General features: G+C 44.5%; 20 protein-coding genes. 11 read left to right on the top strand and 9 right to left on the bottom strand.

Annotated features, from left to right (window positions below; all coding sequences use genetic code 11):
* Positions 1 to 84 precede the first annotated feature (84 nt).
* On the bottom strand, positions 85 to 2,697 hold the full coding sequence (gene acnB / locus AABA75_RS05890; protein ID WP_338291628.1) for a bifunctional aconitate hydratase 2/2-methylisocitrate dehydratase: 2,613 nt from the start codon (positions 2,695 to 2,697) through the stop codon (positions 85 to 87).
* 266 nt (positions 2,698 to 2,963) lie between these two features.
* Entirely contained in the window at positions 2,964 to 4,145 is a 1,182-nt protein-coding gene (locus tag AABA75_RS05885) for a tetratricopeptide repeat protein (protein WP_338291627.1), read from the bottom strand.
* Between the two features lie 207 nt (positions 4,146 to 4,352).
* Between AABA75_RS05885 and AABA75_RS05880 the strand changes: the two genes are divergently transcribed.
* Positions 4,353 to 5,156 carry a hypothetical protein gene (locus tag AABA75_RS05880; RefSeq protein WP_338291626.1) on the top strand — a complete coding sequence of 268 codons (804 nt, stop codon included), beginning with the start codon at positions 4,353 to 4,355 and terminating at the stop codon, positions 5,154 to 5,156.
* Here AABA75_RS05880 and AABA75_RS05875 read toward each other — a convergent pair whose 3' ends face one another.
* The gene (locus AABA75_RS05875; protein WP_338291625.1) at positions 5,157 to 5,468 is read right to left on the bottom strand and encodes a hypothetical protein; all 312 of its coding nucleotides are present in this window, start codon (positions 5,466 to 5,468) and stop codon (positions 5,157 to 5,159) included.
* 122 nt (positions 5,469 to 5,590) lie between these two features.
* On the opposite strand from AABA75_RS05875, the gene AABA75_RS05870 reads away from it, so the two are divergent.
* The 7 genes from AABA75_RS05870 to AABA75_RS05840 all read left to right on the top strand — a co-directional run bounded on the left by AABA75_RS05870 (position 5,591) and on the right by AABA75_RS05840 (position 12,295).
* The gene (locus AABA75_RS05870) at positions 5,591 to 6,424 is read left to right on the top strand and encodes a helix-turn-helix domain-containing protein (RefSeq protein WP_338291624.1); all 834 of its coding nucleotides are present in this window, start codon (positions 5,591 to 5,593) and stop codon (positions 6,422 to 6,424) included.
* A gap of 55 nt (positions 6,425 to 6,479) precedes the next feature.
* Positions 6,480 to 7,235 (top strand): hypothetical protein, encoded by a 756-nt coding sequence (locus tag AABA75_RS05865; RefSeq protein WP_338291623.1) that lies wholly within the window; start codon positions 6,480 to 6,482, stop codon positions 7,233 to 7,235.
* A 98-nt stretch (positions 7,236 to 7,333) separates the two neighbouring features.
* Complete coding sequence (locus AABA75_RS05860) at positions 7,334 to 8,806, top strand: WS/DGAT/MGAT family O-acyltransferase (protein ID WP_338291621.1); 1,473 nt, start codon at positions 7,334 to 7,336, stop codon at positions 8,804 to 8,806.
* A 6-nt stretch (positions 8,807 to 8,812) separates the two neighbouring features.
* A complete protein-coding gene (locus AABA75_RS05855; protein ID WP_338291620.1) occupies positions 8,813 to 9,607 on the top strand; it encodes an esterase/lipase family protein in 795 nt (264 codons plus the stop codon).
* Between the two features lie 9 nt (positions 9,608 to 9,616).
* On the top strand, positions 9,617 to 10,564 hold the full coding sequence (locus AABA75_RS05850; RefSeq protein WP_338291618.1) for an alpha/beta fold hydrolase: 948 nt from the start codon (positions 9,617 to 9,619) through the stop codon (positions 10,562 to 10,564).
* Positions 10,565 to 10,662: 98 nt separating this feature from the next.
* The gene (locus AABA75_RS05845) at positions 10,663 to 11,367 is read left to right on the top strand and encodes a hypothetical protein (RefSeq protein ID WP_338291616.1); all 705 of its coding nucleotides are present in this window, start codon (positions 10,663 to 10,665) and stop codon (positions 11,365 to 11,367) included.
* A gap of 223 nt (positions 11,368 to 11,590) precedes the next feature.
* On the top strand, positions 11,591 to 12,295 hold the full coding sequence (locus AABA75_RS05840) for a hypothetical protein (protein ID WP_338291615.1): 705 nt from the start codon (positions 11,591 to 11,593) through the stop codon (positions 12,293 to 12,295).
* 569 nt (positions 12,296 to 12,864) lie between these two features.
* Here the strand turns inward: AABA75_RS05840 and AABA75_RS05835 are convergent.
* Entirely contained in the window at positions 12,865 to 13,182 is a 318-nt protein-coding gene (locus tag AABA75_RS05835; protein ID WP_338291614.1) for a hypothetical protein, read from the bottom strand.
* Positions 13,183 to 13,826: 644 nt separating this feature from the next.
* On the opposite strand from AABA75_RS05835, the gene AABA75_RS05830 reads away from it, so the two are divergent.
* Positions 13,827 to 14,989, top strand: a protein-coding gene (locus tag AABA75_RS05830; RefSeq protein WP_338291613.1) for an IS3 family transposase whose coding sequence is annotated in 2 segments (ribosomal slippage) — positions 13,827 to 14,082 and positions 14,082 to 14,989 — 1,164 coding nt in all. Because the reading frame shifts where the segments join, the coding sequence is not laid out codon by codon here.
* Between the two features lie 264 nt (positions 14,990 to 15,253).
* Complete coding sequence (locus AABA75_RS05825; protein ID WP_338291612.1) at positions 15,254 to 16,765, top strand: hypothetical protein; 1,512 nt, start codon at positions 15,254 to 15,256, stop codon at positions 16,763 to 16,765.
* Positions 16,766 to 16,969: 204 nt separating this feature from the next.
* On the opposite strand, the gene AABA75_RS05820 is transcribed toward AABA75_RS05825, so the two are convergent.
* The 5 genes from AABA75_RS05820 to AABA75_RS05800 all read right to left on the bottom strand — a co-directional run bounded on the left by AABA75_RS05820 (position 16,970) and on the right by AABA75_RS05800 (position 24,040).
* Positions 16,970 to 18,355 carry a YfaP family protein gene (locus AABA75_RS05820; protein WP_338291611.1) on the bottom strand — a complete coding sequence of 462 codons (1,386 nt, stop codon included), beginning with the start codon at positions 18,353 to 18,355 and terminating at the stop codon, positions 16,970 to 16,972.
* 750 nt (positions 18,356 to 19,105) lie between these two features.
* Entirely contained in the window at positions 19,106 to 19,894 is a 789-nt protein-coding gene (locus AABA75_RS05815) for an SDR family NAD(P)-dependent oxidoreductase (protein WP_338291610.1), read from the bottom strand.
* A 65-nt stretch (positions 19,895 to 19,959) separates the two neighbouring features.
* Positions 19,960 to 20,217 carry a DUF1289 domain-containing protein gene (locus AABA75_RS05810; protein ID WP_338291609.1) on the bottom strand — a complete coding sequence of 86 codons (258 nt, stop codon included), beginning with the start codon at positions 20,215 to 20,217 and terminating at the stop codon, positions 19,960 to 19,962.
* A 126-nt stretch (positions 20,218 to 20,343) separates the two neighbouring features.
* Positions 20,344 to 21,729 carry a YfcC family protein gene (locus AABA75_RS05805; RefSeq protein ID WP_338291608.1) on the bottom strand — a complete coding sequence of 462 codons (1,386 nt, stop codon included), beginning with the start codon at positions 21,727 to 21,729 and terminating at the stop codon, positions 20,344 to 20,346.
* A gap of 223 nt (positions 21,730 to 21,952) precedes the next feature.
* Positions 21,953 to 24,040, bottom strand: coding sequence for a M13 family metallopeptidase (locus AABA75_RS05800; RefSeq protein ID WP_425325565.1), 2,088 nt, complete (start codon positions 24,038 to 24,040; stop codon positions 21,953 to 21,955).
* 306 nt (positions 24,041 to 24,346) lie between these two features.
* On the opposite strand from AABA75_RS05800, the gene AABA75_RS05795 reads away from it, so the two are divergent.
* On the top strand, positions 24,347 to 25,288 hold the full coding sequence (locus AABA75_RS05795) for a hypothetical protein (protein WP_338291607.1): 942 nt from the start codon (positions 24,347 to 24,349) through the stop codon (positions 25,286 to 25,288).
* The last annotated feature ends 94 nt before the right edge of the window (positions 25,289 to 25,382 follow it).

The following is a 25,382-nucleotide window of genomic DNA, read 5'->3' as shown; positions in this document are numbered from 1 at the left end:
AAATGTTTAGAAATGTGATTAAAAGTAACCCTATAAAAAAGCCGGACTTAAGTCCGGCTTTTGCTGTTAAATGCACTCAGTCAATTAAGACAGATTTAGCGTAGGAATGATATTCTCCTTGGCTTTTTCTTCAGCGGCTTTAAAGTCGGGCATCTGATCAAAATTCAGATAGCGGAACACTTCAGCGCTCATCGATTGGATCTTACTGGCGTATTCCATGTACTCCTCGGCCGTCGGTATCTTACCTACAATAGCACCAACCGCGGCAAGTTCTGCAGAGGTCAGATACACGTTGGCACCATCACCTAAACGGTTAGGGAAGTTACGTGTAGAGGTAGACAATACCGTAGCACCGGCTTCAACTCGTGCCTGGTTACCCATACACAATGAACATCCCGGCATTTCAGTACGCACACCAGCACGACCATAGATGTTGTAATACCCTTCTTCCATCAACTGGGCTTTATCCATCTTAGTCGGTGGAGAAATCCATAAACGCGTAGAAAGCGGAGCCTTGTTTTGCTCCAGTAGTTTACCCGCAGCGCGGAAGTGGCCAATATTGGTCATACAAGAACCGATGAATACTTCATCAACTTTATCGCCCGCGACGTCAGACAGCGTCTTGGCATCATCAGGGTCATTCGGGCAGCATACGATTGGCTCTTTGATGTCGTTCAAGTCGATTTCAATGACTTCCAGGTATTCAGCATCATCATCAGCACGCATCAACTCTGGGTTAGCCAACCACTCTTCCATCTTCTGAGCACGACGCTCAAGGGTACGCGGATCGCCATAACCTTCGTTGATCATCCAGCGCAACATAGTAATGTTAGAACGTAAATATTCGCTGATAGACTCTTCAGAAAGCTTGATAGTACAACCAGACGCAGAACGCTCCGCAGAAGCATCAGACAACTCAAACGCTTGCTCAACCGTTAGGTCTTCTAAACCTTCAATCTCCAGGATGTTACCGGAGAAGATGTTCTTCTTGCCTTTCTTCTCAACCGTTAGCAAACCTTGTTTGATGGCGTACAAAGGAATAGCGTGTACCAGATCACGTAAGGTGATACCGGGCTGCATTTCGCCTTTAAAGCGCACCAGAACTGACTCAGGCATATCCAACGGCATTACACCCGTTGCGGCCGCAAAAGCCACCAGGCCAGAACCTGCAGGGAAAGAAATACCCAATGGGAAACGGGTGTGAGAATCACCACCAGTACCCACAGTATCTGGTAACAACATGCGGTTTAGCCAGCTGTGAATGATACCGTCACCAGGACGCAAAGATACACCGCCACGGTTCATTATGAAATCAGGCAGGGTGTGCTGAGTATCGATGTCTACTGGCTTTGGATAAGCTGCAGTGTGACAGAACGACTGCATGGTCAAGTCAGCGGTAAAACCAAGACAAGCCAAATCTTTCAACTCATCACGAGTCATAGGACCAGTTGTATCCTGAGAGCCCACCGTGGTCATTTTAGGTTCACAGTAAGTACCAGGGCGGATACCTTCCACACCACAAGCTTTACCCACCATTTTTTGCGCTAGCGTATAACCCTTACCGCTATCTTGTGGTTGCTCTGGTTTGCGGAACAAATCAGACGCCTCTAATCCCAGTGCTTCACGTGCTTTTTCTGTTAAACCACGACCGATGATCAGATTAATACGGCCACCAGCGCGAACTTCATCCAAGATGACTTTGGACTTATAGCCGAACTCAGACAGAGTCTCACCCGTCTCAGCATTGGTAATTTTACCGTCTAATGGGAAGATATCGATCACATCGCCCATTTCCAACTTATCAACGTCAGTTTCAAATACCAACGCACCAGCATCTTCCATGGTGTTAAAGAAAATTGGCGCTACTTTACCACCAATACAAACACCACCACCGCGCTTATTAGGCACGCCTGGTAAATCTTCGCCGAAGTACCATAGAACAGAGTTAGTAGCAGACTTACGTGAAGAACCTGTGCCTACTACGTCACCCACGAAAGCAACAGGATGACCTTTAGCCTTCACTTCTTCGATTTGTTTAAGCGGGCCAACTTCACCATGCTCTTCTGGCGTTAAACCATCGCGAGTCATTTTGTACATGGCACGAGCATGCAGAGGAATATCTGGACGCGACCAGGCATCAGGTGCAGGTGATAAATCGTCAGTATTGGTTTCACCGGTTACTTTGAACACTGTCATGGTGATCTTTTCAGGCACATCGTCACGAGAGGTGAACCACTCACCCTCTGCCCAAGACTCTATCACTTCTTTTGCATGGGCATTACCCGCTTTCATCTTGTCTTCTACATCGTGGAAAGCGTCAAACATCAGCAAGGTGTGCTTCAGCTCTTCTGCAGCCAATTCAGCCAGGTCAGCGTCATCCAAAAGTTCTACTAAGGTGGCAATGTTGTAACCACCATGCATGTTACCAAGTAACTGCACTGCAGCTTCCTTGGAGATAACTGGAGAACTGGCTTCACCTTTTACAATCGCAGATAAGAAACCGGCTTTAACATAGGCGGCTTCGTCAACACCAGGAGGAACACGTTCGGAGATCAATTCTAACAAAAAGTCTTCTTCCCCTGCTGGTGGTGTTTTTAGTAACTCAACCAGATCAGCAACTTGTTCGGGGTTCAGTGGTTTTGGGGGCACACCTTCAGCGGCGCGTTCCTCGACGTGTTTACGATATGCTTCTAACACAACAAGATCCTCATAAATTGTTTCGCACAGATGTGCTTATTGAGATGATAGCCATTTGCACCATGCCATTTAACGTTCCATGGCAGCGAGCTCGACTATCCCAACGACTGTCGGATAATAGAACTTCTTAGTATAAAGAATCCTGTCAATAAAGGAAAACCAAAGCCGTTTTTTATTATCAATATCCACTATAAATAACAGTTATATATAGTTACATCATCATCATTGATTTAAATATAAACCACCGGATGTCGAATAAGCGCTAATTATTTATCGAACTTACGGGCCCGCAGAGCCGACAATTTAGCGTAATAAAGCTGCCTTTGGGATTGCTCCCAGGATTTCTCTGCGGCGGTGCGCATCGCTTCAGCTGCGGCAGTAAACTCACCGCGCTGATACAAACTTTTAGCCAAACCGAAATAAATTTCGTCAAGGTAAGGGGCCAAAGCCATAGCTCGCTGATAATAACTTATGGCTCTACCATGCTGCCCCTCAAGGAAGGCATCATGTCCTAGTTTTATCCAGGCATAAGGGTTACTGTCTGGAAATTCCAATAATTTTTGACGAATTAACTCCGCTTGTTCAGGTCTGTTTTGCGCTTCCAACATGACAGCGTAGTTACTCAACAGATTGGTATTATTCTCAGCCGCGGCCATTCCGTATTGATAAAATGCCTCAGCCAAATCATCCTCTTGCAGCCGCCGATAAATAACCGCCATCATATTAATGTTTTCGGCATCATTAGCTGCCAGTGAAAGAGCTTTTTCAGCGAACCAAAAAGCTTCGCTCAACTGGTCTTGCAACAACGCATCGGCAGCCAGATTGCGGTAATACATGCCCATAAATTGTTGTTCACTAATTTCATCGCCTGGAACGTCATAGCGATTGGGAAAATAATCTACAATCAACCTTGGGCGAATAAGAGTAATCACGTCTTTTTTAGGTCGCCAACTTGGATCATACAAAAAAGTACGCACGTGATAAGAAAGCAACAGAACGTTATTTCGTTTCTTGTACACCGGGGTCGCATTGACTAGTTGATAGCCCACTTCAACCCCAACAATTTTTGCAAGAGCAGTGGTCATGATGGCAAGGGACAAACAGTTTCCTGCTTTGTGAGTCATCGCCTGAGTGGCGTTGTAGGTGTTACCTCGATAGTCGAAGCCATCGGTGTATTTATCCAGGTAATAATAGACCCGATCGTGAACGGGTTCATCGATTCTGATTGGATCGTAAAACCAGGCTTTAAAATCAGCTTCTTGCTCAGCTGTTAAGCGAAAAATATCAGCCTCATTGAGCGAGTACTGAGCACCGATATGTTCCGGAACAACAACCTGAGGTGCGACACTTTGATGGTTATCCTGCCGATTATCTTGTTTTTGATTGTAGTTACTGACACAAGCCCCTAAAAGCAAAACACTCATGGTTGCAATGAAGAGTTTTTTCAATCGTTTCATATCCTTAGCCAATTATCGCGGTCACCATAAAAAAAATTTCCCGGCAAGGCAATCAATCATTGAAAAATTCATAAGCCAGCAGATACAAATTGTAAACTAATTGTTATGAATACGTATGCGTAATGTTGTCAGTTTCAGCCGAAACAGGATAAAACTTTAATGGCAAGTAAAAAAGCAACAAGGCCAAAAGCGGATTCAATGACAAAACAGGAATTAATAGAGGAACGATTGGAGCAGATCCGAGCGACTATCGCTGCGCAAAATCACACGCTCGCGATGCTGTTGCCTCATTGCGATGGTGCGCTCCACGCCATGCGCATGGATGACTGTGACATCGGATTTATGCTGCTAGTAGAGGCTGGTTGTAAGGAGTTGTTTTTGAGAGACATCGCCTGGCTTGCTGAAATACAACATATTGCTTTTGAATTTCGCCGTAGTCCCGGGCATTTCCGGTTTCTGTTTTCCGATGGTATTTTTTGTGATCTTACCGTAATGGAGAAGCATGAACTGGAAAGCGGCATCATCCCCTCTGAAGAGATCGCATGGCAGCGCACTACAATGCATTCCGAAATTTTTGATGTGGCTGTTCCTCAAAGCTCCCGCTTCGACCTTGATGACATTGTTGAATACGACGATCCTGATTGGTTATTGGGAGAGCTGCTAACCAATCTGCTTATCGGCTTAAGAAGGTTCAACAACGGCGAGAAGCTATCAGCCTTCTATCTGATCCAACACCATGCGCTATCCCGGCTGCTCAGTCTGGTGAATCAGTGGGAGCCAAAACAATCTAACAATAATGGCTCCAGCATGCCTTACCAACAAAGTGTTGAACGCAACTACCCGCAATTATCGCATTTGCTTCGAGAGTTTGCCTTGGGTTACGAGTCAACACCGCGTTCTGCCATGGCAATACTGAAATACGTTGAGCAACACACGAGCATCAATTACTTCATCAAGGACCAAATCCTGAATCAGATCCAGTCCCATAGTAATTTGCATTGATTAAGCCATTCGCGTTGGTTTGCTCTTTTGTATTTCTCTGACCAATAGATAAACCAAAATGGCAATTGAGCCGGTGGCCAGTATTGCCAGTAGCCATGGCCATGGATTAACCTTTCGGGCTTTTGCATCGGCCAACATCCAACAGCTAAACACCAGACAACTGATTACCAGATCAAACAGAATTTGCATAGTCCCAGCGGATTCAAATCCGGCGGCCCAAATCCCAAAATACCCCACATCCAGTAACACCCACAGGCTGAATCCAGTAAAAGCGGCCAGTATCATGCCCAATAAAATGATTCGCATATTCATAGTTCTCTCCTTCTGAGTTTTGCTGTTAGTCTAGCTTTTGGGGTAATACCGGCAATTACCTCAAAGGTAATTGTTCCTTTACTTGTGATAATTAAAATGGAAACAACCTCAGAGGTATCGATATGATCAACGCCACAATTAAAACCCATCAGGAAAAAACAGATTCGGCTTTTTCTGGCATGTTGAAGCGTTGGCGCAAATTTAAAAAGCTATCTCAGTTAGACTTGTCACTAGAGGCAGGTATCTCCCAGCGACATATCAGCTTTTTGGAGTCAGGTCGTTCCAGACCGGGAATGGAGGTCATTCTGCAACTTGCAAGCGCCCTCGACATGACCCTCAGAGACAGCAATCAACTGCTGAAAAGCGCAGGTTACGCACCGGCTTTCACTGAGCGAGAACTGGATGATAAAGCCATGGTAAGCATCAATAATGCCCTACAAATGATGCTGGAACATCACCAGCCTTTTCCCGCACTGGTGGTAGACAGAAACTGGGACCTTTACATGGCTAACCAGGCCACCAATACGCTGCTTAAACTCATAGGCTTACCTGACCCATCAGTTTTTCACGAAGAAAAACTCAATATCTATCGCCTCACCTTCTCGGAAAAGGGATTCCGACCTTTTATCAGCAATTGGCAGGAAATTGCCAATCCTTTGCTACTTCGGCTACAACGAGAAGTGAATGGTGACCCCGACAATAGATTTTTAAGTACGCTGTTTGACGAAGTTCAAACGCTCTCAGGTTGCTCAGAATATTCAAGCACCGATATCGCGGCAACCCTGGCTCCGGTACTCTCGTTGCAGCTGCAAATAGGCGATATAGAGCTTAAATTATTCAGTATGGTGTCTTCATTCGGTACCGCTCTTGATGTGACTGCTGCGGAACTCAAGGTGGAGACATTTTTTCCGGGCGATGAACAAACCGAACAGTTTTTTAAGACTAATGGCCTATAGCCAGGCACACCTCAATATTTCAAACTAAGTCTGTTGAAGTTTGAGAGAGTGGCTGATGAAGCTTCTACAAATAGCATATTTTGTTCTGTTCCTCTGGGCACTGGTACCCATTTGTCGAGCTAACGTGCCGTTTACCGTCGCCACAATTGACTGGTGCCCTTACATTTGTGATATCAATTCAGACAGACCCGGAGTGCTGGTAGAAATCGTTCGAGAAGTTTACAAAAATACCGAATTTGAACCTGAGTTTCTGGTACTGCCTTGGTCAAGAGCCATCAGAGAGGTGGAATCCGGGAAGCATATGGCGTTGTTGGCGCCAGCCAAAAGTGAAGCGCCAAACCTGCTGTATCCAAAACATCCCATAGGGACACAGCGTTTTTGCTTTTTTAGTCGACAGGAAGATAACTGGCAGTATCGATTACCAGAGGATATTGCGCAAAGAAAAGTGGTCTACCCAGTAGATGGACTACCGTTGGAGTTAAGGTACTTGCAGTCAGAAACAAATCAGTTACAAGGTTTATCTTTTCAAGATAGTTTTGAGGGGCAAACCAGTGAGTTACTACTGCAAGGTTACATTGACAGTATCTTAATCACTGAATCTTCCATGCTGTACTTTCAATATGAACATAAACATCAAAATAAAATACGCACTTCCGGCTGTCTGGCTGAAGATGAGTTGTATTTAGCGTTTACACCATCAGGCTTGCACACTGGCGAGGTCAAATTATGGCAAGATATTCACGACAACGCCGCTGTTTCACCTGAGCATCAAAAACAGGTCGCTATAATTCTGGCCAGATACGGTTTGTAGCCTGCCTGAATCTTTCACTGAATAATTCAAACGGGTGTTTCACTTCTTGGCATTTCCTTCATATACTGAGCTAATGCAAGTAACAAAAAGTGGATAACATGCAAGCTTTATCAGGTCTGGACGCCTCATTTTTATTTCTTGAAACTAATAAAATACCCATGCACATTGGCGGAGTCGCTATTCTCGAAGGTACTCTAGACTTTGAGCACTTCAAACAGTTCCTGCAAGAGCGGGTGCATACGGTACCACGACTTACCGAAAAGCTGGTTACCTCACCACTTAATGTGGATCGCCCCCATTGGAGCTACGACAAAGACTTTGATTTAAACCTGCATATTCATCGTACCGCATTGCCAAGACCCGGCGGCTGGGCTGAACTGCGCTATCTGGCATCCAAAGTATTCTCCTTGAAACTAGACCGAGACAGACCATTGTGGGAATTCACCTTTGTGGAGGGTATAGACTGCATCCCACAGGTACCAGAGGGCTCTGTGGCCCTGATCTCAAAAATCCACCATTCTGCATTTGATGGCAAATCTGGTGCGCAACTGATGAGCATGTTATTCGACGTATCACCCAAACCGCGCAAGGTTCCGCCAGCAGTTGAGCGTAAAAAAGACAAAGTCCCGGGGGCCATTAGCATGTTAACCCAAGGGGCGTATAATCTGGCTTCACGCACCACCAAGCTGCCGGGATTACTTTGGGAAACGGGTAAAGCCACGGTAAAAACCAGCTACATCTCAAAGGTTCACGGCATCGACATGCCTACCCTGCCCTTTACGGCACCGCCTACTCGATTTAATGATATCGCCGGGCCTGAACGTATTTGGGATTCTTCTATCCTGGATCTTGGACGAGTCAAAGCCATTCGCAAGGCGGTTAAAGACGCAACCTTAAACGATGTTGTACTCACTATTTGCGCTGGCGGTTTGCGTCGCTACCTGATGGAAAAAAATGAACTTCCCGACAAGCCTCTGGTGGCTATGGTGCCGGTTTCCACGCGAACCGATGATCAAAAAAATGACATGGGTAATCAGGTAACTGCCATGTACATCCAATTGGCCACCAACGAAGCCGACCCAATCAAACGATTAGAGACCATTCACATCAATACGGTGATTGGCAAGCTCTATCACGAAGCGGTGGATGCTGAGAGTTTGATGGGCTTTGCCGAGGTTATCCCATTTGGTCTGGCAGGTGTTGCAGCGCGATATTACAGCCGCGCTAATATCGCTAAAAAGCACAACCCTATCTTTAACCTCATCATTACTAATGTTCCGGGACCTCAAATTCCTTTGTACATGGCTGGCCATAAATTGCATGTCAATATGGGCACGGCACCCATCATTGATGGCATGGGCTTGATCATGCCAGTTTTCAGCTACAACGGCAGCATTTCAATCAGTGCCACGTCAGCATCAAACCTGATGCCCGATATGAAACAGTTTGTTCGCTATGTTAGAGAATCAGCCAATGAGCTGGAAGCGGCAGCTATGGAGGCGCTGCAACAACAACCAGCAGATGAACCCATCGCGAAAAACACCACCGAAGATGATACAACTAAGAAGTGATACTGAATGAGCAAACCTCGACTGCATCACACCCTATTTGAAAGTCGCACTTTAGTGGAGTTTGCCGCTGCGACGCTGACGATGCCCTTTTTATTAAAAGCTCCTTCAGGCAAACGCCCGGTCATGGTTATACCGGGTTTCCTGGCCAGTGATGCATCCACCCTGCCACTGCGCAAATATTTACGGCTTAAAGGTTATCGTTCCTACGGCTGGCAACAAGGACGGAATCTAGGTCAACACATAATCCCGGGCGCAACTATGATCCGGGAAGATTTACTAGAAAGGGTGTTGGCTTTAGTGGAAAAGGAACAACAGCCAATACATCTGATAGGTTGGAGTTTGGGGGGCATATTGGCCCGCGAAATAGCGCGACTCATGCCGGATATGGTAGCGTCGGTGATCAGCTTGGGTAGCCCCTTTAATTCGCCTGAAGCTTCGTCGCCTATGGCTGCAGTTTTGTTTAAACGCGTTAATCAAAAACGCATCGGTGCAGAATTTGAAATTCCTGAAACTATGGCAGTTCCCCCTCCGGTACCCTGTACCTCAATCTATTCTCGCTCTGACGGCATTACCCATTGGCAAGGTTGTCATCAACATGGTGAAGAGCGTCACGTGGAGAATATTCAGGTCAATGGTAGTCATTTAGGTCTGGGACATCATCCCACCGTTTTATGGCTAATTGCTCACCGATTGGCGGGTAACAGTGAACTCAAGTCATTGCAGGATTGGCGACCACTTGATGTCAGCGCTGCACCTCGTTGGTTGACGGGGAAAATCAGCACTCAACACAACCATGTTTAGTGATTAACCGTGTTATCTTCCCCTAGCCAAGGCAGCGCTACAAGTAATCAGCTAGATAGCGTCGCTTACCATCCAGAAAAGCTATATCGCTGCGGTAATATTGATATCGCTTGCGATAGCTTCGGCGACCGGAACAATCCGCCAATACTGCTAATTATGGGCTTGTCCACACAGCTTATCCATTGGCCGGAAGAGTTTTGTCGAGAATTGGCGACTAGTGGCTTGTGGGTTATTCGCATGGATAATCGCGATATAGGTAAAAGCACCCGATTTTCTGAGCGGCGTCCACCGAGTTTTGGGCAACTGCTGGCGCATCGCTGGTTAAAAACCCCTATAAACGCCCCTTACAGTCTTGAGGATATGGCTCAAGATGCGGTTCATCTGTTGGACAATCTCAAGGTTAAAAAAGCCCATATTGTGGGGGCTTCCATGGGCGGAATGATTGCTCAACTGATGGCTATCCACCACCCAGACAGAGTGCTGACCTTAACCAATATCATGACCACCACTGGCAACAAACGCCTGATGCATCCAAAGATAAATGCGTTGGTGGCTATGGCTCGCAAACCCAAAAACACGGTACAAAGCTATATTGAAAATGGCTTGCGTCTCTGGCGCACATTACATGGACCTAATCTGGAGTTTCCCGAACAATACATTCGAGATTTATTGTTGCTGGCAACGCAGCGTGGCGTTACAGCCGCGGGTGTATTGCGCCAACTCAGCGCTATAGCTACAGCACCAGACCGTTCTTTTCATTTAAAAAAACTCACCCTACCTACCTTAATCATCCACGGCGATGCCGATCCGTTGCTCAAGGTACACAATGCCCACGCCCTCAAGCGTATTATGCCGCATGCCGATTTGCTTGTGCTCAAAGGTATGGGACACACCCTGCCCCGGGAATATTGGCCAGATATCATTGCCGCCATCGTCAATAAAACCCGAGATTCTTGACCTGCCGCAAAGTTCTGGCTTTTAGATAACAGAGCCCCTGTTTTTTTGAGTTGCAATATCCCATACTCACTCTGGCTATTAATTAAACGGTGAATATTATGCTGCACAGCTTGAATGCGCTTGAAGGGTACCTGGTTCTTGGCTCTGATGAGGAGCTGGGCTATTGCAAAGACTTTCTGTTTAACGACGAGCATTGGAATGCCCATTACATGCTTATCGATACCCATAAATGGCTGCCAGGTGGCAAGAAAGCACTAGTGCACAGTAAATTAATCAGCCACATTAATAGTGACAAACAAGAGATTCATTTGCAGGTCAGCAAATCTCAACTGAAACAAAGTCCGTCACTACTGAGCAATGATCCCATCGCCAGAGCCTATGAAAAAACCTACATGTGTTATTTCGACTACGCCACCTGGCATGTGGGTCCGCAGCCGCTAGACACCTACCTGACCGGCGTCCATCCAGAGCGAGTTAAACTCGTGGGTGCCGGTGAAGAGCCCGCTTCAGAAAAAAACCATGTGCATTCCGCTAACTTTGTTGAAGACTACGAGCTGGAATCAGACGACAAAAAACACGGCCACATCAAAGACTTTATCCTCAATGATGAGAACTGGGACATTGCTTACCTGGCCATAGAAATGAACCGCGTATTGGGTCACAAACACCCCATCCTGCTCAACCCCTCAGAACTGGAACACATCGACTGGTCGCAACAGAAAGTGATTATAGATTTACCCGAAAAACAGATCCTTAATAGTTCTGCTTATCATGGGAAAAGTTATCCCTCGAAGGGGATATGAGTTCGCTGTAGGCGGAGTGATTGAACGGCAAGAATTACTGTTTTGCGGGCGTTCAATTGGTGAGATTTATAGGATTGCTTTGTGCCAATTGCAGACATTAGCTAACTAATTGTCATAAACGTTTTTCGGAATACCACTTATTTAGAATGTGAGTGACCAATACATGTTTATTAAATCTATAATCGATATAAATGTATCTGAACCACGGCGGTAACATAATAAGATGAACAGCTCGAATATCGATCTAGAGCGTACTAAGGCAGCAATACATAAGCTTGTCGATGACGGACGCAGTAAACTAAAGTCGTATTTACTGAAGAAAATAGGTTTAGCAACGCACGATATCAGAGTTCTAACCAATGCAGATTCAGTATTTAGGCTCGACGGCCCCCCATTAATGAATAATACCTTCTATACCATTAACAAGTACTATACCAATGAAGAGATTTTTATCGTTAATGCATCCAACACCAAGCCTGCTATTTTGCAAATAATGCTCTCTGCAACATTGCCTGAAAGTTGTAATTTTAGGTTCTCCGGTGAAGAGGGAGAACCGATCACGACTTTTGTCAAAAATGTCGACTATAAAAAGCCTCCTGAAAAAGGGGATACATTCCCTGTCCCACTGCTATCTCCTGGAACAGTATGTTTTATTAAGCCACGAACTTTTTTACCATACATTAAGTGTAATGACGAAGCGTTCAGTGAATTGCTTAGGGATGATGAATTAGGCCACCCGCCAATTTTGAACGATGAACAAAAAAAGCTGCATGAATCTTATAAAAATGAGCTTTACAGCATCTTGGAGAGAATGGAAATTTTGCTGAGCGTCACTCTTAACAATGAAGAATTGCTACCTTTTGAGTGGAGTTGGGAAGAGAAAAGATTCGTCCAGGGATTCGAATATGACGGTACAGTTGTGATTTAAGGGTTAGTGGTAATCAGACATTAAATAGCTAAAGGGGCTTTTAGATGCTGTCACTCGATCATTTTTTTAAGAATCAAGGATAATGTTAGATTTGACGGTTTACTCATTGACATTTTTGTCACTCAGTAGATGTTATGTCTCAGATTACCTGTTTCGGTGTGACGAGCGCCTGTGAAGGTAGCTATTAGGTCTGGTACGTGCCAAAAGCGGACATTTAAAACTGTAATTAGTCCCCGGACTGATACCGTAAAGCAGACGTTCGTTTATTCTCCAAGTATGATGAAAGAATTTTGATTGTATTTTTTACACAAGCAAAGTTGCCGTTCTAATCCATCAACATATAAACATACGTCCTCTATCGGTTGATATTCGACAGAGGGCCTATTGGAACTATCTAAGCGCCCTTCAAATTGACAATTATAAAGGTCGTCGACGTAGTTTTGTCCGCAGTTTGGGTACTTGGTTTGTAACAAATTCGACATCGAAAAACTTGAATCAAACCTATTATGACTGGGTAAAGCTAAGAACCAATGATGCAGTATCTACTTATCAATATTTCTTAATTTATATTAGTTGATGAATTCAGGCTTGAGGGTCTTAGCGCTCTCTAATGGCAATAAAATATCGTTCTCTGTGTTTGAGCACAGTCCCTCAAATGCTGGCCAAAACATTTGAATTGAATGAGGCAGTTTCTCGAATTTATATTCTTCTGGTTGGTATTGCGCAAGCAGATATCGTTTCGCAGTTGCACAAGCAGGCATGTCATTGATGCTATTGGGGTAGATATCAAAGACCATTTCTAAATGCACCAAGTAATCTGATAAGGCACCATCTCTGTTATCCACATCATTGAACAATGATGGCTCTTTGAATTGAAGTTGAATCAAATCTAGAATATTCCCGAGTACCAGCGTGAGTTGTTTGTATCGCTCAGATTTCAGGTTTATATTGCTAATTTGTGAGAATTGGAATGAGATATAGTCTGGGTTTAGGTATTGCCGTAATTCTTCATTGGGAGAGATTTGAGCCTTTAAAACAAATGAAAAAGCGCAGAAGAACAAAAATATGAGGGGTTGTTGACACTTCATCTTGAGGCTAACTCATTAAAGTAACACAATAGCATACTTGCTTACCGCTTCTTACTAAAGCATAGCCGGACCTCCCCGCCATCATTTGCCACGAACGTTGATCAGAAGTAAAAGACCATATCTCATCGCCCTGTTGATACGTACTTTTCAATTCTATCCACTCAAAATTGTCAGTTAACCCCTGAAATTTGGACTCCAAGGCTTCGATTGAATCAGCTCGTTTAATTAACCTATACATTGCTTTATTTCAGTGATTTTGACTTTTGGCAAAATTTAATCCTCTTAGTATCGTCTCTGTTCTATGGTCTCAAACCAACTATTTCTAATTAGAAATTTATAAAATCTAAAACCTATTGGTGAATGACTACCAACTTAATGTAGTGGCAGACTAAACCCGAACACTCTTTTAAGTGGTAGCATTACACTTAATAAAGAGGTGTTCAATGAGAAGACAACGACGGTCATTCAGTCCGGAATTTAAACATGATGCAGCCAGCCTGGTTCTCGATCAGAGTTACAGCTTGGCTGAGGCGGGACGCGCAGTGGATGTTCATGAAAACACCCTGCGTAAATGGGTTCAGCAGCTTGAATCTGAGCGCAGTGGTAATACGCCGAAGTCAAAAGCCCTGACGCCAGATCAGCAACGTATTCAGGAACTTGAAGCACGCGTGAATAGGCTGGAGCGAGAAAAAGCCATATTAAAAAAGGCTACCGCACTCTTAATGTCCGACGACCTGAAATCCACGCGCTGATAGACCGGTTGAGGGTGCATGAATCAACAGAATTGGTCTGTTCAGCGATTGGGGTTGGCGTCAGTAGTTATTACGAACGGCGAAATCGCCAACGTCTGAATAGTACTAAGCGGCGTATTTTGCGTGCCAGAGTAAAACGACTGTTCGATAAGAGCCGCCAATCGGCTGGCACACGAACGATTGTTGATATGCTTCGTGATGAAGGCATCGTTATCGGCAGATTCAAAGTCGGTCGGCTGATGAAAGAGCAAGGGCTGATGAGCAAACAGCCGGGTAAGCATGCCTATAAAAATGTGCAGGTTGAACGCTCGGACATTCCAAACTTACTGGACAGGCAATTCAATGTGGCACGGCCCAATCAGGTCTGGTGCGGTGATATCACCTACATCTGGACTGGCTCAGCCTGGCATTATGCTGCTGTCGTGATTGACCTTCATACACGCAGAGTAATCGGCTGGAGCATGTCACATCGACCGGATGCGGAACTTGCCGCGAGAGCTTTAGATATGGCTTACGAACTAAGAGGTAAGCCACACGGCGTGATGTTCCACAGCGACCAAGGCTCTCAGTACGGCGCAAGGAAATTCAGGCAAAGGCTGTGGCGATACAAGATGAGCCAGAGCATGAGTCGTCGAGGGAACTGCTGGGACAATAGCCCTATGGAGCGCGTGTTCAGAAGTCTGAAATCCGAATGGATGCCATCAACCGGCTACCATTCGCCAAATGAAGCAAAACGAGATGTGGGTTATTACCTGATGAATTATTACAACTGGGAAAGACCGCATCAATTTAACGATGGGCTACCACCGGCAAAAGCGGAAGAATTAGCTAAAAAGGTGTCCGGGTTTTATTGACCACTACATAAAACTGCCAACCATCAAGTGGTGGTCAGCAAATACCAGACTCCAGTCAGCAAAGAATATCTAGAATGTTTGCCTACTGGAATCCCTAAACAGACTAAAGAACATGCTTTCTCTAGTTTCAATTAAATATTAATTTCCTATCGCTCCCCATCCAGTAGATACTATCTTTTAATTGTTTTTTCCCAAAAATGGTCTAGATTTTAGGAAACATTTCTCACTCTACTGAATTGTTCTATGTTCAATTCGAATACACAAATGAAGCTGCTAAAGTACAACCTAGCATTCCTATTGTGGATAGTCGCCAACTCAATTCTTGGAGCCATTCTAGCTTCCTCTCTTCCATCCAGTGTTGAGGCAGACCGATTACTTTTACTGGCCAAAAACGCTATGGATGAAGGGAATAATGTCGCTGCAATTGAGGCGTTTGAAAAAGTAAAAAAGCTCAACGTGCCTGTCTTTGACAATTTTCACTTTTACTACGCGAAGGCATTACAAGCGGAACTAAGGTCTCAAAAGGCACTACGAGAATTATCTATTTTTTTAACCAAAGTCGACTCAAATAATCATAACTATAAAGCTGCGCTTGACTTATATAACAAGGCCGAGGAGGCAGAGAAAAGAAGAATTGATAACATCAAGGCTGAGCAAGAGCGAGAAAAGAGACAGAAAGAAGAAAGGCAGAGACTTCAAAAACAAAAAGAGAAGGAAGAAAGAGATAAGGAAAACGTATTTTTATCTAAGTTAGAAGCACTGAAGCCCAACATGATAGAAATACCGAGCGGAAAGTTCACTTTTTATAGCTTTAAGAGTAAAGCTAGAAATACTACTTTCCTCTCCCTATTCGCCGAAGAGGTATCTGAGGCAGAACAAGCTTATTTGAATGAAATAGCAGTACTTAATGAGGAAGGACAAAAAACCTTGCGCTTTAAACCAAAAGGATGGAGAGAAGATTTAAACGAAGTTATAGCTGCTCACATAGAAACAGCACTTAACAAAGTTGAAAATATAGAGGATTACAAAAGCTTTATTTATCACCGAATTGCATCTGGGTGGATTACTGGGTGCATTAATGCGACAGAAATTGACTCAGATATATTAAAGTACGTTCATGAAAACGGCGATAAGGTATATAGAAAGTTCACACAATATTCGGTTAAAGAAGGCTGCCCAAGTCAAGAGAGAGCTTCGCAAGTCAGAGCGTATGCTGCAGAGAACTGGTTTGAAAAGGGTTCGAATAACTTATTAAAGGTACACTTTCTTGAAAGTTTTAAGTTACAAGACCGAAAGGTTTCGTGGCAGCTTTACAATCTTTGTGTCGAATATGGGACCTGTGAACTAACACCAAAAATCAGTAATACTCTGGAAACACAACAAAAAAATAATACGAAGTTTAGCTTGGACTTTCCTGCAATTGTCCCTCTGAGTAACATTGTTCAACAGTTTATCCCTTGGTTAAACTCAGTAACAGACGAACCCTATCGACTTCCAAGCTTGCAAGAAATAAATTTTGTTGGGCGTGACGGTTTTTTAAGAGAACACTCGCTTACGATTTCGACTAATAAACACGGAGTCTATGGGCTTTATAACGGCCCGTCTGAATACGTTCACAATTGTCCCTCTCCTCACAACAACCCCTTCAACACTGAATGTGGTGAGAGGCCATTCGCAAATTTCTCAGCCGACCCCGTTTTAAGAACACATCACAAGCAATATCTAAACTCAACAAGCTCTGCTGGTTTTAGGCTAGCAATTGATATTAGAGATTAGCCCAGCTACATACCAGAATTCTTCTAACGTTGAATGGTAAAGGGATGGGACGCCCCACATTTATCGATTTGGCTTATAAAAGTTATCTTTTGCCATACGGATGCAAAAAAATATTAACTATGACTATAGGTGCTGCCGGCATGCTTTTCCGATTGTAGCTACTCTCCCTCGGCTGTTATTAGCCAAATTGAGACAATGCTCGAGTCAGTCTAGCGAGATAACGTCAACAACCCATTTTTCTTTTGAAGAATTCAACTGGCGTCGGAAAGTACGAAAATGCTCATCATCAAGGAACACGTGAACCGTAGCATTAACCGAGTTTAAGCTGCCATAATTAACTACTTCGATAGAATAGGAGCCTTTATCGCTATCAAAAACAGATATGTTTTCTGGGCCATAACCAGAGGTATTATCGACATCTAAGGATATCTCATAATTATTTGAACTATAAGCTTTATTGGAGTAATAGACATGTTGACCTTCAGGACCTTTTAGATGTAAGTCTAAGTCACCTTGTTTATCCCATAATAATGTAACCCTGATTTTGGAAACCCTACCTGTATAACCGACCTCTATCCCCTTTTTGATTTTAATTCCTTCTACTTCCCCATAAAGATCGATTTTATTATCACCCCATTCAAGAATTGCTGCAGATTTGAACCTCCGACGTGAATCAACCGCAAATCTTTGTTTCCTTCCATTAACAACCAAATAGTAGTTCCCCTCATTATTTGGTACTTTTCCCTCTATCCATATAACCGAGTCTTCTGTAATAACCTTTGCTGATGGGGATTCGATTAATAGGTTTTCCTCTAAATCCCTTTTAATTTGAAATCCGTGTTGCGCATCTCCATATGCAAACCAATCAGTGACCCCTGATTGTTTATCGATAAAGTCACGGCTGCTAGGCGCCTCTTCTGCGCTACCTGTTTCTTCGTTGTCTGGAGAAGGTCCTTGATTTTTCCAAGGGTCAAATGCATCTATTTGGGCTTGTTTGTTTTTTGCTTCTTTATCGCTTTTTTTCTTTTCAAACTCTCGAATTTGGTTTTCGACAAGATCGTTGTAGCTACTTAGGTTAAAGCGGTGATTACAAAAATAAAACTCTATTGGTGGAACCTCAAGTTTGAATATACGCTTGGTTAATTCACTATTTACAAACTCCCCTGTGGATTTACAAAATATTCTTCTCGAAAATTCAAAGTATTCAAACACTTTGTCCCAATCGCTCGAATCTGGAATATTGAAGCTTGGCTCCCCACCTGAGCCTTTCACAATTCCGGGGGAAGAAAAAAGGCCTACCTCGTGAAGTGGTTCTGTGCTTGATAGTATATCAGTCCTTAATTTGCGTTCTTCAGACGATATACTCCAGGAAGCATTTTGCTCAAAACGGGTGCCCATTTTAAGCACCAAATCCGTATCAAAACTAACAAACTTATCTGATAATACTGGCCAACCTGTTACAAAGCCTTCCCTATAAAGTTCGGTCAGCAACTTGGAAGTTTTATGACCTTTTAATTGCCATTGTAGGTAAGTGACATAAACCGGCTCCCCCATCAGCATGCTGAATCGAAAGTTCACCGTTACGTCCATGCAGATTTGCCTTATGTAAAGGCTGTCAGATTTAGGCACATCTAAGCACGTGTTGTTAGCTGTCAGCGTTCCCTGCTTTGAAAAAGCTAGCGCTGAAGCGAGGTATAGCAATATTAGTAAATTGATTTTCGCTTTCACAAGTGTGCTTCTTGAAATCTCTCATAGTTTAAAGTTGTACTCTGATTATAGGCAGAAATTCTGAGTTTTTATTCAATTTCTGCCGCTATCTAACTTGATAAACGAAGCCACAGTCTGACTAACTTAGAGAATAACAAAATCGCAGATACACAAAGAATAAAAATAATTACGCATCGACAGCTTTCTATATTATTTACTCACTTCTCTTCTCCTTGCTCACCATTAAAGTGAAAGAGCTTTACGACCCAATAATTGCATCGCCCTAGTTAATGCTTTAGTTAACACCTTAGCACTCGATATCAGATTCCATTGGTGCTCTCAAAATATATGTTAGACTGGAGCAAGACAGAATTAAGACACTCTTAATATGCTTATGAACCATTTAGGCTATGGATTTCTTAATTGGAAGATCTCTTGATTAACTTCCAATTCATATTTCTTGGAGTCGTATTTTTATTGTAAATTGGATATTTGGACTGTCTGCAAACATTAAAAATGTAGTCTGTAGATCTATTAACATCGATAGTCCGCTATGGTGTGTGAGCAGTCAGTGAATTAACACAAAATGACCTTCTATTTTCTTAAAACAGCAGTCATACCAAACAGCTTGGTTTAAAACCGACTAAAGAAACCACTTACGCCGCGTACAAGCCACTTAGGATACAGTCGCGACCATTGCACCAGGGCTTTGTTGTGTATCTTATGAATATAAATGGTTTCGCCTTTCATCACCGATTTGTAGGCATCTTTTACCAGCGACTCGGGGGCCACTTTCATAAAACCGGGAATGTTGTCTTCCAGACCATTGCCCTGCTGGATCATGTTGGTTTTGGTAAAGCCCGGGCAGACACAATGGGCTTTGACATTGGTGTACTTTATCTCCTCCACTAGCGCTTCGGTGAAAGACAATACAAAGGCTTTGGAAGCACCGTAAATGGCAAATTTTGGGGTGGGAATAAAACTGGCGATGGAGGCGACATTAATGATTTTGCCATTGTCGCGAGATAGCATCTGCGGTAAAAACTGACGAGTCATTCTCACTACAGCATTAATATTAAGGGTAAGCAGCTGTTCCAGTTTTTCGGGTTCAGTAGTAAAAAAGTCTTGCACATACATCAATCCGGCATTGTTCACCAGGATATCCACCTGTAATTGCCGCTCTTGCAGTTGAGCCGCCAAAACTTCCGCCGCACCGGGTTGCGTTAAATCCTGTGGCAGTACAGTAACTTTGACCGAGTGCTCATTACGCAGTGATTCCGCCATGGCTTCGAGCTTTTCCTGCGAACGCGCCACCAGCACCAGATCGTGTCCCTGGCGGGCAAACTCTTCGGCAAAACATCTCCCGATCCCTTCAGAAGCCCCGGTAATGAGTGTGAGATTAAGGTCAGCATGTACAGCCATTGGATTGCCCTGTGTTGGTGTGTTACCGCCTCAGTTTAGAGGCGAACCACATAAATTAACAGGAATTAGTCTTCATCACCGAACAAGGAGGATTGGCTATCTGCCTGTGGTGTGTTTTGCTGCGCTTGATTCTTGCGATACATGACGCGTTTTTTACGCTGTTTGCAGGCGTTGAGTATTTGTTGTTTCACAGCGTTGTCCACCTGGTGCCAATAGACACGCTCATCCCGACTGCGAAAGCAGCCTTTGCAATAGCCCTTATTATTCACCTGGCACACGCCAATACAGGGGCTGGGGATTTCAAAAAACTCAAGTTGTTCCATAGCTGATTTATAGAGCCAATCGCGCGATTTAACAAGATGGATAAATGTTCAGTAGTGTGGGGCTAACACTCGTTAGCCCCTTTAAGATCACGGATGAAAGGTTTGTGGATACGTGAGCTGGAGCCTTTAAGTGCCATAACCAAACATAACGGCCAGTATCAATACTACCGAGGCTGCTGCCATGAGCTTAAGGATGAGTGGCATACAGAATTTGAACCACAAATGATAAGGTACGCCTGCCATGCCAATAATCCCCATCAGTACCGCATTGGTGGGAATAATCATATTAGAAAAGCCATCACCAAACTGATAGGCCAACACCACCACCTGGCGGTTTACCCCCACCAAATCGCCCACCGGAGCTAATAGTGGAATAGTGACATAAGCCTGGCCACTGCCAGAAGGGATAAACAAATTCAAAAAGGTTTGCATGATAAACATACCCACGGCCGCCAGTTCTGACCCAAGGTACGACAAGGGATAAGACATGTTATACACCAATGAGTGCAGGATTTGCCCGTCTTCCATAATCAACGCGATACCTCGTGCCACACCGATTAGCATAGCGGTGGTGGCTAAGTCCTTTACCCCTTCAATAAACTGCTGTGCGGCGGTATCTGCATCCAATTTACCAATAACAGCGGTGAATACCCCCCACAAGATAAATAATGCGCCAAGCTCGTACAGATACCAACCCTTTTGAGAGATGCCCCAAACTGCCGTAGCGATAGTGGCAACCAGTCCGAACAGGACTAATTTATGGTGTAGCTTCAGTTCGGGGTACCCCACTTTGTCATTACCCGCCAATGGACAGGGCAAATCCGCAGTCATGGATTGTGCAGGATCAGCCAGAACTTTTTTGGCATAACTCCAGACGTGATGAAAACCGATAAGAACAAAAGGAATGAATATCGCCAGGCGCAACTCAATCCCCGAATAAACAGGTACTTCTGCGACACTTTGCGCCACCATTACGGTAAACGGATTAAAGGCGGAAACGCCATAACCAATGCCGTAGCCAGTCACCACCATTCCTACGGCTGTCATGGCATCCAGTTTCATGGCTTTACATAAGCCCACCAATATCAACACAAACGGGATGTACTCACCTGCCGTGCCAATGGCACCGGATGTCATGGCAAAACAGAACACCACCATAAAAATCAATAAATTGGGTTTATGACCAAATTTGTGCAGAAGATTGCCAATAAGCGCATCAATGGTGCCAGTAGCCCTGGCAACCGCCAGTACCCCGCCCACAATAAAGACGAAAAAGATAATATCCTGAGCTGCTGCTAATGCTCTGGGGATGGCCACCAGAAAATCCATCGGTGTCAGCCGCACTTGTTCTTCACTGAGGGTGAAGGTTCCCGGTACTACCGATTGGCGGCCATTTTCAAGGGTCACGGTTTCAAACGCTCCTTGCGGTACTAACCAAGTGGCAATGTAAGCCACCAGCATCATGGATAACAGAAGAATAAGGGTATGTGGAACTTTGAAACTATTGCTCATGGCCTTTTCTTGTACTCCCTTTTATATCGGGAGGTCCTTGTTTATTGTTATAACACTGGATAGCGCTGCAGTTGTGCGCAAACCAGACTGTGATTAAGCCGCTGATTAAAACCTGCGCTCTCTAGAATTTCAATTCGAATTTTATAGCACAGTAATTCGACACAGAACATGTTTAAAAAAGGCCGCAAAAAAGCGGCCTTGGATAACACTCACCTGAGGTTTACTACCAGATCTTAACTCGCGCTTCAGGCGATAGATACAAGGCATCTTCTGGGGTTACATCAAAGGCCTCGTAAAACTCCGGTACATTGCGCACCGAACCATTCGCTCTGAAGTGACTGGGCGAATGGGGATCGGTATCGATTTGATTGCGCAATGCTTCGTCGCGATATTTGTTGGCCCATACCTGTCCAAAGCCTAAAAATACCCGCTGCTCGCCAGTAAAGCCATCCATAACCGGGGCTTCTTTGCCTTGCAGTGACAGCTGATAGGCTTTCAAAGCGATGCTAATACCACCTAAATCACCGATGTTTTCACCTAAGGTAAACTCACCGTTTACGAACACGTCCGGTAAGGCTTCAAACTGATTGTACTGCTCTATCAATTGCGCAGTGCGGTTTTCAAATTCGGCTTTATCGACATCCGTCCACCAATTGCGCAATACGCCATCACCATCAAAGGTACTGCCGGAATCATCAAAACCGTGGCCGATTTCGTGCCCAATCACCGCACCTATACCACCGTAGTTCACGGCATCTTCTGCTTCCATGTTAAAGAAGGGTGGTTGCAAGATGGCTGCCGGGAACACGATTTCATTCATTGGCGGATTGTAATAAGCGTTCACCGTTTGCGGGTTCATGGCCCACTCGTGTTTCTGTACCGGGCCATTTTGCTTCTCCAGCATTTGCTGATACTGAGCTTCAGAAGAGCGCATCAAGTTACCGTAGAAGTCGTTTTCATCTACGGTTAACAATGAGTAGTCACGCCATTTGTCCGGATAACCAATTTTCGGCGTAAACTTGGATAGTTTATCCAGCGCCTCTTTTTTGGTTTCGTCAGTCATCCAACTGAGATTTTTAATGCTGTCTTCATAAGCTAATAGCAGATTATCTACCAGCTTTTCCATACGCGCTTTCGCTTCAGGCGGAAAATGCTGTTTAACGTAAACCTTACCAATAATCTCACCGACATTGGCGTTTAGCAGGTTAACGGCTCTGCGCCACAACGGGCGAGGCTCTTCTACGCCACGTAAGGTTTTACTGTAGAACTCAAAGTTTTGCGCATCAATTTCTTCGTTCAAACGAGCGGCAGTAGCATTAACGAGGCCCCATTGCAGGAAGGTTTTCCAGTCATCCATACTGGTGCCTTTAATGATGTTATTAAGCTCTTTCATATAGTCCATCTGAGTCACTACCAGACCGTCCAGCTCGGATAATTGCGCCTCAGCAAAAAACACATCCCACGGGAAATCTGGCATAACACTATCCAGCTCCGGTAGCATCACCTTGTTATACAACGCCACCATATTGCGTGTATCTTCTTTTTTCATGTGATGGCTGGCTAACATGGTTTCCAGCGCCATCACGGTTTGCGCGTTCTTTTCGCCGTTGCCTAACCCTGCCAGTTCAAACATCTTAGCCACGTGAGCCACATAGGCCTTGCGAATGTCCTGGCTGGCTTCATCTTCTTTGAAATAATATTCGCGATCTGGCAAACCTAAGCCCGCCTGCCAGCTGTAAATCATATAGGTTTCTGGATTTTTGAAGTCTACATATTGACCAATAACAAATGGCGCACCAAAACCGTACTTACTGGCACGCGCGAAATATTTTGCCAGATCCTCTTGCGATTCAATGGCATCGATCATGGCCAATTCATCAGCTAGTGGTGTAACGCCCAGCGCATTGCGTTTTTCCATGTTCATGTAGGAGTTGTACAAATCGCCCACTTTTTGCTCGTCAGAGCCTTGCGCAAAATCACCTTCTGCTGAGGCGTTGATGATCTCCAACACTTTCTCTTGTGCTTCGTCGCGCAAAATTCCAAAACCGCCGTAACTGGCTTTGTCCGCGGGGATCTCAGTTTTGTCATACCAGGTGCCGTTCACATAGCGGAAAAAGTCATCGCCCGGTTTAACGCTGGTATCCATATTTTCAAGGTATATACCCGAGACATATTCTTGTTGTTGTTCTGCTTTGGGGGTTTCAACAGTCGGTGTTGAGGCGCTGTTTTCTTGCGGCGCTTTGCTGCATCCGCCCGCAATAAGTCCTAGCGCCAGGGCAACGCCCAGGGCCAATTTGTTGACATTTTTCATGATGTTCCTTTGTTATTGTTCTCTGTCGCCGTGCAAGTGTACGTGCCCAGTCAAAAATAGGCAAAAGTGAACAGCACAACATGCCAAATTATCTGTTACAAATCCTTAACAAGTCATTTTTCCTGGTAAATCTCAGGTTATTTAGTTAACCAGTTCACAGCTTCTGGGTAGTTGTGAATTACTTCACGTTTTCCATGCTGTTTTTGTGTCACAAGTGAGCCTATCTTATTTTGCATCGCAGGGAAGCCTTGCAATGCCAACGCACTCAAGCCCAGTGATATGACCCTAATCACTATTTGGAGAACAATGATGTTACGCAAACTTTTTATGATGTCCGTACTTATTCCCGGTTTGGCCTTTGCTGGATGGCAAAGTAGCGATAAAAAAACCGCAGATGAAACAGTCGCCATTCTCACCAGCAACGACGAAGTCATGAACGCCTATCTTTGGTTACCCGAAGGCTATGATGCCAATAACCAATACTCTGCAGTAGTGATGGTACATGGCTGTGGCGGTGCACACTACAAAGACACAGCTGACCAATGGACTGCGAAATACGTGTCCGGTAAGTACAAAGTATGGGGCAAGTTACTTAATGAGCAAAACACCATCGCCTTGTTAGTGGACTCCTTTACTCATCGCGATAATAACGGCGATGTGGGTGGCGGAGTGTGCGGTGGCGACCCGTTGGAGCGCCCCACTAAAATCGACCCTATTTCAGTACGCCCGACAGATATTGCCGAAGGTATCGCCTGGCTCAAATCTCGCGACGACATCAACCCGGATAAAATCGGGGTACTGGGCTTTTCCAATGGCGGTACTTCTGCTTTAGCCTTTGCCAATCACGGCATGTTAGCGAGCAATGAAGAACAGTTACAGATGGACGACAAGCAGTGGTTCAACCTGCCCTTCGATGCACAATATCAGGCCAGTACCGTTATAAGCTTATATCCAGGCTGCGCCTTAAATGGCTATTCAGATGCTACACAAGATATCTTTGATGATGCCTTTGAAACCAACAGCGAAAGCTATATTTTTGCCGCTTCGGATGATGATAGCTTACCCGATGATACACTGGAAAAATGCCACAATTTGGCCTTACTGGATGCCGGAAATGGTTGGGAAACGCCTAATTTACAATTAAATGTGGTGGCCGATACTGATCATCAGTTTGATTATAAAGAGAATGACGAAGCGCCTGTTGAACAAACCATAGCACGCATTCTTGCGCTATTTGGCTCGATGTAGGAAATTCGCCTCATATTTAGATACAAGTCTCACACGAACAGCAATACCTTCTTCGTTATGCTCTTAAGTGAACATTTCGAGGAAGACATTGTCC

Origin of the sequence: Planctobacterium marinum, from assembly GCF_036322805.1 — a bacterium.
GTDB lineage: Bacteria > Pseudomonadota > Gammaproteobacteria > Enterobacterales > Alteromonadaceae > Planctobacterium > Planctobacterium marinum_A.
This window is presented reverse-complemented; position numbering and strand designations above follow the sequence as displayed.